This is a genomic window from Streptomyces sp. NPDC060028 (assembly GCF_042736725.1).
Taxonomy (GTDB): Bacteria; Actinomycetota; Actinomycetes; order Streptomycetales; family Streptomycetaceae; genus Streptomyces.
In genome coordinates, this window is record NZ_JBHWVJ010000007.1 from 142817 (window position 1) to 158229 (window position 15413).

The following is a 15413-nucleotide window of genomic DNA, read 5'->3' on the forward strand; positions in this document are numbered from 1 at the left end:
CGGCACCGTTGCTTCTAACCTGGTCGCCCACACATCTCCCGGGGGGACGCAGGTGGATTCGCACGGCCCGTTCGAGGAAGAACTCGCCCGGCTCGCACTCGAATTGCGCACGTTGCGCATCAAGCGCGGCAATCCCTCGTACCGGAGGCTCGAAGCCCGCGCGGAGGACTCCGGGACCGGCCTGCGGGTACCGGTCGCCACCCAGAGCGATGCCTTCCGGGGCAAGCGGCTGCTCGGGTTCGACGCACTGATGGCACTGGTGCGGATCCTCCACTCGTACGACGGGTTCGGCCGGGAGACCGCGATCCCGCCGCACAACTCCAAGGAGCTGGAGCCCTGGCGGGAACGCTGGCGTCTGCTGGCCGCACTCCAGCCGCCCGTACCGGCCCGCGACCGAACCCGGGCCCCGATTGCCGCACCGCCTTCGGGCCCGGTCCCGCACCCCCTCCCCGCCCTGCCCCCTGTCCCCGCCGCCGCACCCGCACCCGCACAACCACTCCCGGCTGACGAGGAGTTCACTCTGCTGCACCGGCTCGAAGGCCACACCGGTGCCGTCCGGGGCCTGGCATTCGCAACCACCAGTCCCCTCCTCGCCTCGGGGGCGGACGACAAGACCGTACGTCTGTGGGACTGCGACACCGGGAGCGCGTCCGGCGAGCCGCTCACCGGACACATCGCCCCCGTGCTCACCGTCGCCTTCTCCCCCGACGGGGAACAGCTCGTCGGGCTGGCCGAGACCGGCAACCTGCGCACGTGGAAGGCGGACGGCACCGACCCCCATGGCAGCTTCGTGAACGCGTACAGCGTCTCCGTCTTCAGCATCTGCTTCACCCGGGACGGGCGCCTGCTCGGGACGGACTACAAAGCACGCCGCGCATGGAACCTCGACACGGGGCGCCCCGCGGGCCCCACCCGCCCGGGCCCCGATGCCGACACGGCGCTGCTCTCTCCCGACGGCAGCCGCATGGTCACGGTCCCCGGCGGCACCGAGGTGGTGCTGTGGGACGTCGCCACGGGACGCCCCGTCCACGACTCCATGTCCGGACACCGGGGCGACGTCCTCGCCATCGCCTTCTCGCCGGACGGGCTGCTGCTGGCCACCGGCGGCCTGGACGGCACGGTCCGGCTCTGGGACACGGCCACCGGCCAGTCCACCGGGACGCCCCTGACGGGCCACACCGGTGCCGTCCGGAGCGTGGCCTTCTCCGCAGACGGCCGGCTGCTGGCCAGTACCTCCGACGACCGGACCGCCCGGGTGTGGGAGCACGGCAGCCGGCGGCTGTTCGGCCGGCCCCTCACCGCACACGGGGCCCCCGTCACGACGATCGCCTTCTCCCCCGACGGGAAGCTGCTGGCCACCGCCTCGCGCGACCACACGGTGCTGGTCTACCGGCTCGCCCCGGTCCCGGAGGTCCGCCCGCTGGCCACGAGGGCCCTGGCCGGGGCGCTGCGCGCGGGGCACACCGTCCCGTTGCCGGCCCTGGCGGCCCGCACCCCCGTCCCTCTCGGCAGGGTGGTGTTCTCCCCGACGGGGAACCGGCTCCTCGCCGCCGCCGCCGACAATCTCGTACTGGCCTGGAACCCCGTGAGCCGCGACCAGCTGCACGACCAGACCTTGCGCTACCCGCCCGCGACCCCGTGGGGGCTGGTGTTCCCCGGCGGCGGCGAGCGGGCGGAGGTACGGTCCCAGACGTCCGAACGGGCCGCCTTCGTGCCGGGCCGCGTCTCGCTGGTCAAGGAGGTGGCCTTCACCCCCGACGGGAGATTCGTGGCCATGGTCGGCGCGGACGGCCTGACGCACTTGTGGGACTCGGCATCCGATGCTCCGGTCGGCGGTGACGTTCAAGGGCAGTCGCAGGATGTGAACGCCGTCGCCTTCTCACCCGACGGCCGGATGCTGGCCGTCGCGGTGGACGAGACCGTGGAGCTGTGGAATCCGGACACCCGGCAGCTTCACTGCCGGCCGCTGACCGGCCACCGAAAGCGGGTGCGGGCGCTGGTCTTCGCACCTGACGGCCTGCTGGCCTCGGGCGACACGAGCGGGGCGGTGCGGTTGTGGTTCCCCGACGGAACACCGCACGGCGAGCCCCTCGTCGGCCATCCGCGGTGGGTCCACGACCTGGCTTTCGCGCCGGACGGCCGGCTGCTCGCCGTCGCGGGCAACGACGGCGTACAGCTCTGGGATCCGGCTACGGGCGAGTCGCTGGGCGCACCGCTGGCGCGGCACGCCTCGGCCGTCCACGGGGTCGCCTTCTCCCCCGACGGCAGTCTGCTCGCCGCCTCGTGCGCGGACGGCGCCGTACGCCTCTGGCTGCCGCCCGTCCCGAAACGGACGACGGCCCGGCCCCTGTAGATCCGGGACCGGGCCGCACGCACCGGCACTGTCAGGCGGTGGCCGTCAGGGTCGCCGAGCGGCGCGGGATCGCGAAGGCGTCGAGCTCCGCGCGGGTCAGGCCGGTCAGGGCGGCGACCTCCTCGGCGCCGACCGCCCCGCAGTCGAGGCCGCGGACCAGGTAGCCGGCCAGCGCCTTGGCGGTGGCCGGCTCGTCCATGACGTCGCCCTCGATCTTCGCGACGTACGCCTTCAGGCGCGCGGCGGCCGCGTCGAGGCCCTCGCGGTAGAAGGTGAAGACGGCCGCGTAGCGGGTCGGCAGGTGCGCGGGGTGCATGTCCCAGCCCTGGTAGTACGCACGGGCCAGGGCGCGGCGGGTGAGGCCGTAGTGGAGCTTCCAGGCCTCGTGGACGTGCTCGGTGGTGCCGATGGGCAGGACGTTCGTCGAGCCGTCGGAGACGCGTACGCCGGTGCCGGCGGCCGCGACCTGCATGATCGCCTTGGCGTGGTCGGCGGCGGGGTGGTCGCTCGACTGGTACGCGGCGGAGACGCCGACGCAGGCGCTGTAGTCGAAGGTGCCGTAGTGCAGGCCGGTCGCGCGGCCCTTGGCGGCCTCGATCATGCGGGCCACGGTGGCGGTGCCGTCGGAGGCCAGGATGGACTGGCTGGTCTCGATCTGGATCTCGAAGCCGATCCGGCCCGGGCGCAGGCCGCGGGCGGTCTCGAAGGCCTCCAGCAGCTTGACGAAGGCGCTGACCTGCTCCGCGTAGGTGACCTTCGGGAGGGTCAGGACGAGGCCCTCGGGCAGGCCGCCGTTGGCGAGCAGGCCGGAGAGGAAGATGTCGGTGGTGCGGATGCCGCGGTCGCGGACGTTGGACTCCATGCACTTCATGCGGATGCCCATGTACGGGGCGTTCGTGCCGTTGGAGAAGGCTTCGGCGACGAGGCGTGCGGCGCGGGCCGCGGCCCGGTCCTCCTCCTCGTCGGAGCGGACGCCGAAGCCGTCCTCGAAGTCGACGCGGAGGTCTTCGATCGGCTCGGAGGCGAGCTTGGCGCGGACGCGGTCGTAGACCGGTACCGCCAGCTCGTCGGAGATCCCCAGCACCTTGGCGAAGGTCGCGGCGTCCGGGGCGTGCTCGTCGAGGGCCGCGAGGGCCTGGTCGCCCCAGGAGCGGATGGTGTCGGCGGCGAAGACGTCACCGGGCACGTAGACGGTGTGGATGGGCTGGCGGGTGCCGGGGTCGCCCGGGTAGTGGCGCGCGAGTTCCGCGTCCACCGGGGCGAGGGAGGCGCTGATGCCCTCGCTGACCGCGCCTGCGAGGCTCGTCGCCACCTTCTCCTGCTGACCCATCGTGCACTCTCCTCTTTTCCGCTTCACGGAATCTTAGATCCGTATTGCAGAATTTAGTCACGGGGTTCCGCTCAGTCAATGGTCCCCCCGCCCCCGCGGGCAAACGACTCGGGGCCGTGCGGTGAGAATCACCACACGGCCCCGAGTCGGAGAGATACGCAGGTCAGGGACTAGCCCTTGCGCGCCTTGATCTCCTCGGTGAGCTGCGGGACGACCGCGAAGAGGTCGCCGACCACGCCGTAGTCGACGAGGTCGAAGATCGGGGCCTCGGCGTCCTTGTTGATGGCCACGATGGTCTTCGAGGTCTGCATGCCGGCCCGGTGCTGGATCGCGCCCGAGATGCCGGAGGCGATGTACAGCTGCGGGGAGACCGACTTGCCGGTCTGGCCGACCTGGTTGGAGTGCGGGTACCAGCCGGCGTCGACGGCGGCGCGCGAGGCGCCGACGGCGGCACCGAGGGAGTCCGCGAGCTCCTCGATGATGTGGAAGTTCTCGGCACCGTTGACGCCGCGGCCGCCGGAGACCACGATCGCGGCCTCGGTCAGCTCGGGGCGGCCGGTCGACTCGCGCGGGGTGCGCGCGGTGACCTTGGTGCCGGTGGCCAGGGCACCGAAGGTGACGGCGAGCGCCTCGACGGCGCCGGCGGCCGGGGCGGCCTCGACCGGGGCCGAGTTCGGCTTCACGGTGATGACCGGGGTGCCCTTGGAGACGCGGGACTTGGTGGTGAAGGACGCGGCGAACGCGGACTGCGTCGCGACCGGACCCTCGTCACCCGCCTCCAGGTCGATGGCGTCGGTGATGATGCCGGAGCCGATGCGGACCGCGAGGCGCGCGGCGATCTCCTTGCCCTCGGCGGAGGACGGCACGAGCACGGCGGCCAGGGAACCTGCGGCGGACGCCGCCTCGTACGCGGCCTGCAGCGCGTCCACCTTCGGTACGACGAGGTACTCGGTGAACTCGGGGGCGTCGGCGGTGAGGACCTTGACGGCGCCGTGCTCGGCGAGCACGGCCGCGGTGGCCTCGGCACCGGCGCCCAGGGCGACGGCGACGGGCTCGCCGATGCGGCGGGCCAGCGTCAGCAGCTCGAGGGTGGGCTTGCGGACGGCGCCGTCCACGTGGTCGACGTAGACGAGAACTTCAGCCATGGGACTGCTCTCCTGCGATTGCGAAGTGTCTGGGGGCTAAGAGGGGTGGCCGAAGTTCTTAGATGAACTTCTGGCCGGCCAGGAACTCGGCCAGCTGCTTGCCGCCCTCGCCCTCGTCCTTGACGATCGTGCCGGCGGTGCGGGCCGGGCGCTGCGCCGCGGAGTCGACCGCGGTCCAGGAGCCCTCGAGGCCGACCGCGTCGGACTCCAGGTCCAGGTCGGACAGGTCCCAGGACTCGACCGGCTTCTTCTTGGCGGCCATGATGCCCTTGAAGGACGGGTAGCGGGCCTCGCCCGACTGGTCCGTCACCGAGACGAGCGCGGGGAGGGAGGCCTCCAGCTGCTCGCTCGCGGAGTCGCCGTCACGGCGGCCGGTGACGGTGCCGTCCTCGACCTTGACCTCGGAGAGCAGGGTGACCTGCGGGACGCCCAGGCGCTCGGCCAGGATCGCCGGGAGGACGGCCATGGTGCCGTCGGTCGAGGCCATGCCGGTGATGACCAGGTCGTAGCCGGCCTTCTCGATCGCCTTGGCGAGGACCAGCGAGGTGCCCATGACGTCGCTGCCGTGCAGGTCGTCGTCCTCGACGTGGATGGCCTTGTCGGCACCCATCGACAGCGCCTTGCGCAGCGCGTCCTTCGCGTCCTCGGGGCCCACCGTCAGGACGGTGATCTCCGCGTCGTCGGCCTCGTCGGCGATCTGCAGCGCCTGCTCGACGGCGTACTCGTCGAGCTCGGACAGCAGGCCGTCGACGTCGTCACGGTTGACGGTCAGGTCCTCGGTGAACTGCCGGTCGCCAGTGGCGTCGGGCACGTACTTCACACAGACAACGATCCTCAGGCTCACGCCGGCTCTCCTACCGCATCGTCATTTCTGGTACCGCCTTGTGCAGGCAGCATAGGCGCCATGTGGGGCGGATCCCGGTCGGGGCGGCCCGCGCTCCGAAGGGAATGTTACTCGTCAGTACAGCGTGGGTGGAGCCGGGTTGCAAGGCCGGTGAACTGTGACCTTGCCAACGCCACCCGAACCCGCCCGAGCAGGGACGATTCAGTCGCGCAACGCGTTGAAGCGTCCCTGGTGGTACAGCAGGGGTCGGCCTTCCCCCGCCGGGTCCCCGGCCACCGCCTCCGCGATGATCACCCGGTGCGCGCCGGCCGGCACCCGTGCCACGACGCGGCAGGCGAGCCACGCCAGGACGCCGTCCAGCACCGGGACCCCGTGCGGCCCCGGAGCCCACTCGGTGGCCGGGCCGAAGCGGTCGGCTCCGCTCCGGGCGAACAGGCCGGCCAGATCCGTCTGGTCCTCACCGAGTATGTGGACGCCGAGGTGCTCGGAGTCGCGTATCGCGGGCCAGCTGGAAGACCCGGTGCCGATGGTGAAAGACAGCAGCGGAGGGTCGGCGGAGACGGAGTTGAGCGACGTCGCGGTGAAGCCCACCGGACCCGCGCCGCCCACCGCGGTGATCACGGCCACTCCCGCGGCATGGCGGCGGAAGACCGAGCGCAGCAGCTCGGGCGAGCCGGGCAGGCCGGCGCCCGAGCGGGGCGACGGAACTGTCGGAGCCGTCATGAGGGGGTTCCCCGTCCGTAAAGCAGGAGTTCGTACCGCATGGCGTCAGCCTGGCGATCACCCGTGTACACAGTCAAGCCGCAACTGGCAGATGTAGGGCGCGTCACGCTGTGTGCGGGCGCGTGCACCGGCGCGGCGGCCGGGACCACGGCGGTCATACCGCGGCGCCCAGGGCCGCGATCACGTCCGCCTTGCGGGGCATCCCGGCCGCCCGCCGGACGATCCGGCCGCCGGCGTCCAGGACCAGCACGGTCGGGGTCGTCTCTATGCCGAGGGCCCGTACGAGATCGAGGTTCCGCTCGGCGTCGACCTCTATGTGGGCGACGCCCTCGACCATGCCTGCGACCTCGGCGAGGATCCGCCGGGTGGCCCGGCATGGCTGGCAGAAGGCGCTGGAGAACTGCACCAGGCTGGCCCGCTCCCCCGGCTCCGCACCCAGTTCCGCGGCGCCCAGCCGGCCGCCGCCCTCGTCCCCGCGCACCCGTCGCTCCCCTCGTCGCAGTCGTATCGGCACATCATCGCCGTACGCTCGTACGCACCATCGAGCGCCCGGCAGGCGCGCCGCATTCCCGGCGTGACGAGAATCTCTCCGGGCACGGGCGTCTGGGCTGGCCAGCAGCCCGCGTTTGGGGCACGATCCCCATGGCCGCGTAACCTACGCAGCCGTAACTTCCGGCCGGGAGCACCTCCCCAGGCAGAAAGCGGGGTCTCCCCACCATGGCTGAGCTCGTCTACCCTCCCGTGATCGGCGCCGCGCACGGGCTGTTCCGCGCGCTGGACATCCGGATCGACATGAAGGGCACCGAGAACATCCCGCGTACGGGCGGAGCGGTGCTGGTGTCCAACCACATCGGCTACCTCGACTTCATCTTCGCGGGGCTGACGGCGCGCCCCCAGAAGCGCCTGGTGCGCTTCATGGCGAAGGAGTCGGTGTTCCGGCACAAGGTGTCCGGTCCGCTGATGCGCGCGATGAAGCACATCCCGGTGGACCGCAAGCAGGGTGAGACGGCGTACCAGCACGCCCTGGACTCGCTGCGGGCGGGCGAGATCATCGGGGTGTTCCCGGAGGCCACGATCTCGCAGTCCTTCACGCTCAAGAGCTTCAAGTCGGGTGCCGCGCGCATGGCGCAGGAGGCCGGCGTCCCGCTGATCCCGGTGGCGCTGTGGGGCACCCAGCGGCTGTGGACCAAGGGCCGTCCGAAGAACCTCAAGCGCAGCCACATCCCGGTGACGATGCGGGTGGGCGAGCCGATGGACGCCCCGGCCGACCAGTACGCCGGCGCCATCACCCGCCGAGTGCGCGAGCGCGTGCAGGAGTTGCTGGACGCGGCGCAGCGCGCCTACCCCGCCCAGCCGAAGGGCGCCGAGGACTCCTGGTGGCTGCCGGCCCACCTGGGCGGCACCGCGCCGACTCCGGCCCAGGTCAAGGAAGCGGGCTGACCCGTCCGACCGCACGTGCAACGGCCCCGCGGTGCGGGGCCGTTGCTTCGCCGTGTCCGGGGTCAGTTGGGGTTGTCGGCGTGGGTCAGCGTCTCCCACGCCTCGAAGTGGTTCTCGGTGCCCGCCGGGCGCCGGCCCTCGGTGAGCTTGCGGGTGTTCTCCATGCTGACGCCCAGCCGCGTGTGCAGCGCGTTGTAGCCCACCTCGGTCGCCGGGCCGATGCCCTTGGCCAGAGTCCCGCCGCACAGCCAGGACGGCACCGCCTGGCCGAGTTCGTAGGCGGCGTGGAAGCCCAGCAGGTGCCGGAAGCGGTCCTTGAACTGCGGATAGAGGTCCCGGCCCTGGATGCGTGAGGTCTCGGCGACGTGCATGGTCGCCGCGATCCCCATGCCGGTGTGGCCGAAGTCCCGGCAGGTCTCCTGGGCGAGGCCGTCCACGAAGGTGCTCTGGCCGTGCCAGTAGTCGATCAGCTCGCTCTTCGTGTCGATGGTCGAACGCGGCGGGTAGAGCGGCTGCGCGCCGTCGGAGGCCAGGTAGAAGTAGGCGGGGACCCGGCCGAGGTAGATGTTCATCGCCTTGTCGTAGTTCGCCCGGTCGTCGAGGTGGACCGAGATGCCGACGGCGGCGTCCATCATGATCAGTTCCCAGTTGCCGTTGCTGTTCGGCTTCCCGCCGATCACCTCGGGCAGGTAGACCTCGCGCAGCATGGTGGCGAAGCGTCCCTGGTTCGGCCAGCCGCCGGCGTACGCGTGCTTGATGATCTCGGCGGCGCGCGGCCAGGTGGAGCCGGCCCAGCCGCTCTGCAGCGGCGCGTTGCTGTTGGTGTGGTCCTTGATCTTCGCGGACCAGGCGTCCATCAGGTCGATCGACTTCTTCGCGTACCTGGTGTCGCCGGAGACGTACCAGGCGAGCGCGTCGGTGTACGCGGCGATGGCGTCCTCGCGCTCGTCGGAGCAGCCGATGTCCGGGTTGGAGTACGAGCCGCACTCCACGACGGCCCTCGGCTTGGGCGTGCGCGACAGCGAGGCGTACTTGCTCGCGGCCATGGCGTCGAACGCGCCCTTCCAGGGCTGGCGGCCCGCCTGCACCTGCGTGCGTACGAAATCCAGCTGGGCGCGGCTGTTGAGGACTCCGGGGTGGGCGAACCCGGCGGAGGCGGCGGTCTGCCGGTCGGCGCTCGGGGCCCCGTGGGGAGGGCCGGCGTGTGCGGCGGGGGCGAGGGCCGCTGCCAGGCCCAGGCCGAGGGTGGCGAGCGCGGTGACTCCGTGGCGCATGGAGAGCCTTCCGGTCGGAGGTGGGGGGAACGGGGACTTCCTGCCGCCGAAAATACTCATGGGCATGCCAAGTTGACAACGTTGTCCGACAGGAAACTTTCCTATTGACGAAGCCCGCCACGATGCGACCTTTTCGCCTTACTGTTCGATGCATACGTCGGGGAGGGGCACGGGGATGCAGGGGTTCGGGCGGTATCTGGCGGCCGCACTGGCCGCGCGGTTCGCCTCCGAAGGGATGGGCATGGCCGTCGTGCTGCTCGCCCTGGAGCGCACCGGCAGCCCGGCGCACGGGGCCTTCGTGCTGACCGCCTGGCTGGCCCCGCACGTACTGGCGGCTCCGCTCGCGGGAGCGGCCGCGGCCCGGGCGCAGCGGCCCCGGCTGTTCCACGTCGGCTCGCTCGTCGGGTTCACGGCCGCCGCGGGGACGTTGGCCGTGCTGCTGGGCCGGGCCCCGGCGCCGCTGGTGCTCGCGGTGGCGGTGGCCGGGGGCAGTTGCGGGCCGATGGTGACGGGCGGCATGTCCAGCCTGGTCGCGGGCCTGGTGCCGGCCGGAGCCGGGCGTGACCGGGCGTACAGCTGGGACGCGTCGACCTACAACGCCGCCGCGGTCACCGCCCCGGCGGCGGTCAGCCTGATCGCGGCGCTGCTTTCGGCCGGACCCGCGATGGCGCTGCTCGCCCTGGCGGGAGCCGCGGCCGCGGTACTGGCCGCGACCCTCCCGTACGGGAACCCGGGCGCGGGTCCGCACCCCGGTGCCCCCCGCGCCGGGCTCGGGGCAGGGCTCGCCGCGCTGTGGCGGATCCACGAGCTGCGGGCGATCACTTCGGCGACGACCCTGGCCTTCGTCGGCATCGGCTCGCTCACCACCACCTCGGTACTGCTGGCCACCCGGCTCGGCAGTCCGGGCGCGGGGGGCGTGCTCATGACGGCCTTCGCGGTGGGCGCGCTGGTCGGCACCCTGACGCTGGGCCGGATCACGGCCGTGCCGCCGGGCCGCCTCGCCCGCTGGGCCATGGCCGGGACCGGAGTGGCCCTGGCCGGGGCCGCGTTCACCCCGTCGCTGCCGGTCGGCGCCGCACTGTTCGCCGCCGCGGGGGTGTGCGACGGGCCGATCCTGACGGCCACCCTGCGCATCCGGTCGCAGTACGCCCCGGACGCGGTACGGACCCAGGTGTTCACGCTCGGCGCGGGGCTCAAGGTCACGGCCGCCTCGCTCGGGGCGGCCCTCGTGGGGCTCGCGGCCGACGCGCCGCCGCGGGCGCTGCTGGTCGGGATCTCCGTGGCCCTGCTGGCGGCGGCCCTGCTGCACGCGCTGGTGGCGGCGCGGGGGCCCGTAGCGGCCACGACAGCGGCCTCTGCAGCGGCTTCTACAGCGGCCACGGCCGCTACAGAGCCGTCGGGAGACGGCGCCAGAGCTCCGGCCGGTCCGCGGACTCCCGCAGGGCCTTGAGCGTGGCGGGGTGCGCGGCCGCGTACACCTCGGGATAGTCGATCTCGCCCCGCTCCGGCCGCACGGGGAAGGCGAGTTGCTCCCGCTCCAGGTCGAACCGGGCGTCCACGCCCGGCTTGTTGCCCCGCGGGTCCACGCGGGACCAGCGCTCGCCGCCGGGCAGGCGGACCGCGACGAGGCCGTGCACCACGTGGCCGGTGCTCTGGTCGTCGCCGAGGGTCAGGCGCTGGTAGCACAGGCCGGCCGGGATGCCCTGGGCGCGCAGCAGGGCGACGAGGGCGTGGGACTTGGCGAGGCAGATGCCGTTGCGGGTGCTCAGCACGTCCGAGGCGCGCCAGGCGACGCGTGGGTCGCCCGAGTCCGCGGAGTGCGGGATGACGTCGCGGACGAACTCGAAGGCTGCCTTGGCGTATGAATATGCGTCGCCGGTGGCGGACCACAGGCCGTCGGCAGTCTCCTGGACCAGGGGGTGCCAGTGGTCCACCACGTCGTCCGACGCCAAATAGGCATGAATGTCTGGGTTCTGCTGGGTCAGCTGCATGGGTCCGGAGCATAGCTATGCCCCCGACCGTAGATCAATAGATTTACGGTCGGGGGCATAGCTATGCGATCGCGGAAGCTGGCGGGCTAGCGGGTCAGCTCTTCCTTCAGCGCCTGGAGGAAGCCGTCCACGTCCTCTTCCTGGGTGTCGAAGCCGCACATCCAGCGGACGTCACCGGCGACCTCGTCCCAGAAGTAGAAGCGGAAACGCTTCTGCAGCCGCCGCGACACCTCGTGCGGCAGGCGCGCGAACACCGCGTTCGCCTGCACCGGGTAGAGGATCTCCACCCCGTCCGTCTCCCGGACCCCCGCCGCGAGCCGCTGCGCCATCGCGTTGGCGTGCCGGGCGTTGCGCAGCCACAGGTCCTTCGCGAGCAGCGCCTCCAACTGCACCGACACGAAACGCATCTTGGACGGGAGCTGCATCGACATCTTGCGGATGTGCTTCATCTGCCGGACCGCGTCCGGGTTGAGCACCACCACGGCCTCGCCGAACATCATGCCGTTCTTGGTGCCGCCGTACGACAGCACGTCCACGCCGACCGTGTTCGTGAAAGTGCGCATCGGCACGTCGAGCGAGGCCGCGGCGTTGGCTATCCGGGCCCCGTCGAGGTGGACCTTCATGCCCTTGCCGTGGGCGTGCTCGCAGATCGCCCGGATCTCGTCCGGGGTGTAGACCGTGCCCAGCTCGGTGTTCTGGGTGATCGACACGACCTGCGGCATCGCCCGGTGCTCGTCCTCCCAGCCCCACGCCTGCCGGTCGATGAGCTCGGGGGTGAGCTTGCCGTCCGGGGTCGGGACGGTGAGCAGCTTGAGGCCCGCCATCCGCTCCGGCGCGCCGCCCTCGTCGACGTTGATGTGCGCCGTCTCGGCGCAGATCACCGCGCCCCAGCGGTCGGTCAGGGCCTGGAGGGCCGTGACGTTCGCGCCGGTGCCGTTGAAGACCGGGTAGGCCTCGGCGTACGGGCCGAAGTGACTGCGGATGATCTTCTGCAGATGCTCGGTGTACTCGTCCTCGCCGTAGGCGACCTGGTGGCCGCCGTTGGCCAGCGCGACGGCCTCCAGGATCTCCGGGTGGACCCCCGCGTAGTTGTCGCTCGCGAAGCCGCGCACCGCCGGATCGTGGTGCCGGCGGGCGTCGGTCTTCGCGGTAGCGGTCCTCACGGTTGCGGAGTGAGCCACAGACGCTGTCCGTTCACATCGGGTGCGGGCCGCTCCCAGACGCCGGCGATGGCCTCGGCCAGCTCCTTGACGTCGGTGAAGCCCGCGAACTTCGCATTGGGACGCTCGGCGCGCATCGCGTCGTGCACCAGTGCCTTGATGATCAGGATCGCAGCCGCGGCGCCGGGACCCTCCTCGCCCCCCGCCTTGCGGAAGGAGTCGGCCATGGCGAGCGTCCAGGCCTCGGCGGCCGCCTTGCCCGCGTTGTACGCGGCGTTGTTGGCGACCGGCTTGTGCGCGCCGGACTGGCTGATCAGGACGTACCGGCCGCGGTCGCTGCGCAGCAGCCCGTCGTGGAAGGCGAGCGAGGTGTGCTGGACGGTGCGGATGAGGAGCTTCTCCAGGAAGTCCCAGTCCGCGAGGTCGGTGTCGGTGAACGAGCTGCTGCCCCGCCACCCGCCGACGAGGTGCACGACCCCGTCGACGTGCCCGAACTCCTTCTCGGTCTGCTCGGCCCAGGCCTTGGTGGCCGCCAGGTCGAGCAGGTCGACGGTGTCACCGGTGATGGTGGCGCCGCCGTGCGCGTAGCGCGCCGCGTCCACGGCCTCCGCGAGGCGTCCCGCGTCGGCGTCGGACGCGACCACCACCGCGCCCGCCTCGGCGAGGCGGAGCAGGGTGGCGCGGCCCGCGGGCCCGCCGGCCCCGGCCACCGCCACCACCGCGCCGTGAAGCTTGCCGTTGCCGTTCGAGGAGCCGTTCATCTGTGCAGCCTCCTGGGGAGAAACGCTCACGCGGCGACCTGCGCTGCGTTCTCGGCGTCCGCGTTGTGGGCCGTGATGCCCCGGGTCGAGGCGATCACGCCCTTGAGCTTCTTGGCGAGGGCCTCATAGAACATGCTGAGCGGAAACTCGTCCGCAAGCACGTCGTCCACGAGCTTGCGCGGGGGCTGCGTCATGTCGAGGGCGTCGGGGCCCTTGGCCCACTTGGATCCCGGGTGCGGGGCGAGGTAGGTGGAGACCAGCTCGTACGCCTTGAACCAGTGGACGAGCTTCGGGCGGTCGATACCGGCCCGGTAGAGGTCCTCGATCTCGGCGCAGAGCTGGTTGGTGACCTGCGGGGCCCGCATCCAGTCGATCTTCAGCTTGTTGTCCGTCCAGCGTACGACGTCGTGCTTGTGGAGGTACGCGAAGAGGAGCTGGCCGCCGAGGCCGTCGTAGTTGCGGTTGCGGTCGCCGGAGACCGGGAAGCGGAACATCCGGTCGAAGAGGACGGCGTACTGCACGTCACGGCCGTGCTCGTTGCCCTCGGACTCGAGCTTCACGGCCTCCTTGAAGGCGGTGAGGTCGCAGCGCAGCTCTTCCAGGCCGTACATCCAGAACGGCTGGCGCTGCTTGATCATGAAGGGGTCGAAGGGCAGGTCGCCGTGGCTGTGGGTGCGGTCGTGGACCATGTCCCACAGGACGAAGGCCTTCTCGCAGCGCTCCTGGTCCTCGACCATGGCGGCGATGTCCTCGGGCAGCTCGATGCCCAGGATGTCCACGGCGGCCGCGGTGACCTTGCGGTAGCGGGCGGCCTCGCGGTCGCAGAAGATGCCGCCCCACGTGAAGCGCTCAGGGGCCTCGCGCACGGCGATGGTCTCCGGGAAGAGCACGGCGGAGTTGGTGTCGTAACCCGGGGTGAAGTCCTCGAAGGTGATGCCGAGGAAGAGCGGGTTGTCGTACCGGGTGCGCTCCAGCTCGGAGAGCCACTCGGGCCACACCATCTTCAGCGCGACGGCCTCCAGATTGCGGTCCGGGTTGCCGTTCTGCGTGTACATGGGGAAGACGACGAGGTGCTGGAGCCCGTCGATCCGCTCGGCGGCCGGCTGGAAGGCCAGCAGCGAGTCCAGGAAGTCCGGCACGCGGAAGCCGTCCGCCGCCCACTTGCGCAGGTCGGCGACGAGCGCCTGGTGGTACGCGGTGGCGTGCGGGAGCAGCGGGGAGAGCGTCTCGACCGCGTCGATCACCCGCTCCACAGCGGCCTCGGCGGCGGCCAGGGCGGGAGCGCCCTCGGCCTCGAGGTCGATGGAGCCGTCCTTGGACTGCCAGGGGCGGATCTCCTCCACGGCGGCCTTGAGCGCGGGCCACGCGGGGTGGTCCACCACCCGCGCATCGGCGGATATCACGGTACCGCCGGCACCCGGCACAAGAGTTTCCGTCATGTCACTTCCTCCACAGGAGAACCTCACGTCGAGACAGCGTAAGCATGTGAGGCTCTCCCACTCAAGAGGCAGCACGGGAAATTATCCTGCGCTACCCCCTTGTCCACCGGAAGTCTTCCCGTACATCAGGGTGGAAGCGATTACTCCGCCCAATTTCTCCAAAGCCCGCCGGGCGGGCGGGAGTACGGCCGCCAGAGCGAGGAATCCGTGGCACATCCCGGGGTGGCCGTCCAGGGCGGAAGGAACTCCGCTCTCGATCAGCCGGTAGTGGTACGTCTCACCCTCGTCCCGCAGCGGATCGCACCCGGCGACCAGCACGTGGGCGGGCGGCAGCCCGCTCAGGTCGGCCGCGAGCGGGGAGGCGAGCGGGTCGCGGCCGTCGCCGCCGGGGCCCAGGTACTGCTCCCAGAACCAGCGCATGTGCGCGGCGGTCAGGAAGTAGCCGCTGCCGTCGCGGCGGTACGACTCGGTGTCCTGGCCCGCGTCCAGCACGGGGTAGAGCAGCAGCTGGAGCGCGACCGCCGGTCCCCCGTGGTCCCGGGCCAGCAGCAGCGAGGCGGCGGCGAGGTTCGCGCCGGCGCTGTCCCCGGCGACCACCAGCGCGGCCGGGTCGCCGCCCAGCTCGGCCAGGTGCGCGCCGGCCCAGCACAGGGCGGCGTACGCGTCCAGTGCGGCGGCGGGGAAGCGGGCCTCCGGGGCGCGGCGGTAGTCGACGGAGACGAAGACCGCGCCGGAGGCCCGGCAGAGCTCCCGGACGAGGGTGTCGTGGCTGTCGAGGTCGCACAGGACCCAGCCGCCGCCGTGGCAGTACACCACGGTCGGCCGGGGTCCCGGCCGGCGCCGCGGGTCGGGGCGGTAGATCCGTACCGGGACCGGCGGCGCCCCGGCGGGCCCGGGGACCTCGCGGTCCTGCACGGCGCCCACGGCGGGCGGCGGGCCGGGCGGCGCGCCCG

General features: G+C 71.9%; 14 protein-coding genes. 3 read left to right on the plus strand and 11 right to left on the minus strand.

Going from position 1 to position 15413, the window contains the following annotated elements; genetic code table 11:
• The first annotated feature begins 52 nt into the window (after nt 1–52).
• Nucleotides 53–2353 carry a WD40 repeat domain-containing protein gene (locus tag ACFWBF_RS06380; RefSeq protein ID WP_385596075.1) on the plus strand — a complete coding sequence of 767 codons (2301 nt, stop codon included), beginning with the start codon at nt 53–55 and terminating at the stop codon, nt 2351–2353.
• A 31-nt stretch (nt 2354–2384) separates the two neighbouring features.
• Here the strand turns inward: ACFWBF_RS06380 and ACFWBF_RS06385 are convergent, their stop codons facing one another.
• From ACFWBF_RS06385 to ACFWBF_RS06405, 5 genes are all read right to left on the minus strand, one after another.
• Nucleotides 2385–3683 carry a DUF6986 family protein gene (locus ACFWBF_RS06385; RefSeq protein WP_385596078.1) on the minus strand — a complete coding sequence of 433 codons (1299 nt, stop codon included), beginning with the start codon at nt 3681–3683 and terminating at the stop codon, nt 2385–2387.
• Nucleotides 3684–3853: 170 nt separating this feature from the next.
• Nucleotides 3854–4828 (minus strand): electron transfer flavoprotein subunit alpha/FixB family protein, encoded by a 975-nt coding sequence (locus ACFWBF_RS06390; protein ID WP_385596081.1) that lies wholly within the window; start codon nt 4826–4828, stop codon nt 3854–3856.
• Between the two features lie 58 nt (nt 4829–4886).
• The gene (locus ACFWBF_RS06395; protein WP_385596083.1) at nt 4887–5672 is read right to left on the minus strand and encodes an electron transfer flavoprotein subunit beta/FixA family protein; all 786 of its coding nucleotides are present in this window, start codon (nt 5670–5672) and stop codon (nt 4887–4889) included.
• A 201-nt stretch (nt 5673–5873) separates the two neighbouring features.
• On the minus strand, nt 5874–6395 hold the full coding sequence (locus tag ACFWBF_RS06400; protein ID WP_385596086.1) for a flavin reductase family protein: 522 nt from the start codon (nt 6393–6395) through the stop codon (nt 5874–5876).
• Between the two features lie 154 nt (nt 6396–6549).
• Complete coding sequence (locus tag ACFWBF_RS06405; RefSeq protein ID WP_385596089.1) at nt 6550–6909, minus strand: thioredoxin family protein; 360 nt, start codon at nt 6907–6909, stop codon at nt 6550–6552.
• 203 nt (nt 6910–7112) lie between these two features.
• On the opposite strand from ACFWBF_RS06405, the gene ACFWBF_RS06410 reads away from it, so the two are divergent.
• Complete coding sequence (locus ACFWBF_RS06410; RefSeq protein WP_385596092.1) at nt 7113–7835, plus strand: lysophospholipid acyltransferase family protein; 723 nt, start codon at nt 7113–7115, stop codon at nt 7833–7835.
• A 62-nt stretch (nt 7836–7897) separates the two neighbouring features.
• Here ACFWBF_RS06410 and ACFWBF_RS06415 read toward each other — a convergent pair whose 3' ends face one another.
• A complete protein-coding gene (locus ACFWBF_RS06415; RefSeq protein WP_385596095.1) occupies nt 7898–9109 on the minus strand; it encodes an alginate lyase family protein in 1212 nt (403 codons plus the stop codon).
• 175 nt (nt 9110–9284) lie between these two features.
• Between ACFWBF_RS06415 and ACFWBF_RS06420 the strand changes: the two genes are divergently transcribed.
• Nucleotides 9285–10559: an MFS transporter gene (locus ACFWBF_RS06420; protein ID WP_385596097.1), complete on the plus strand. Its 1275-nt coding sequence runs from the start codon at nt 9285–9287 to the stop codon at nt 10557–10559.
• Here the strand turns inward: ACFWBF_RS06420 and ACFWBF_RS06425 are convergent.
• The 5 genes from ACFWBF_RS06425 to ACFWBF_RS06445 all read right to left on the minus strand — a co-directional run.
• Nucleotides 10495–11100: a transglutaminase family protein gene (locus ACFWBF_RS06425; protein ID WP_385596100.1), complete on the minus strand. Its 606-nt coding sequence runs from the start codon at nt 11098–11100 to the stop codon at nt 10495–10497. The genes ACFWBF_RS06420 and ACFWBF_RS06425 overlap by 65 nt on opposite strands.
• A gap of 86 nt (nt 11101–11186) precedes the next feature.
• Nucleotides 11187–12263: a threonine aldolase family protein gene (locus tag ACFWBF_RS06430; protein ID WP_385596102.1), complete on the minus strand. Its 1077-nt coding sequence runs from the start codon at nt 12261–12263 to the stop codon at nt 11187–11189.
• On the minus strand, nt 12260–13021 hold the full coding sequence (locus ACFWBF_RS06435) for an SDR family NAD(P)-dependent oxidoreductase (protein ID WP_385596107.1): 762 nt from the start codon (nt 13019–13021) through the stop codon (nt 12260–12262). The genes ACFWBF_RS06430 and ACFWBF_RS06435 overlap by 4 nt, the downstream gene beginning before the upstream one ends.
• A 26-nt stretch (nt 13022–13047) precedes the next feature.
• Nucleotides 13048–14460, minus strand: a complete 1413-nt coding sequence (locus tag ACFWBF_RS06440) for a DUF6421 family protein (protein WP_385596110.1) — start codon at nt 14458–14460, stop codon at nt 13048–13050.
• 81 nt (nt 14461–14541) lie between these two features.
• On the minus strand, nt 14542–15413 hold an 872-nt coding region (locus ACFWBF_RS06445; protein WP_385596113.1), incomplete at its 5' end, for an alpha/beta hydrolase.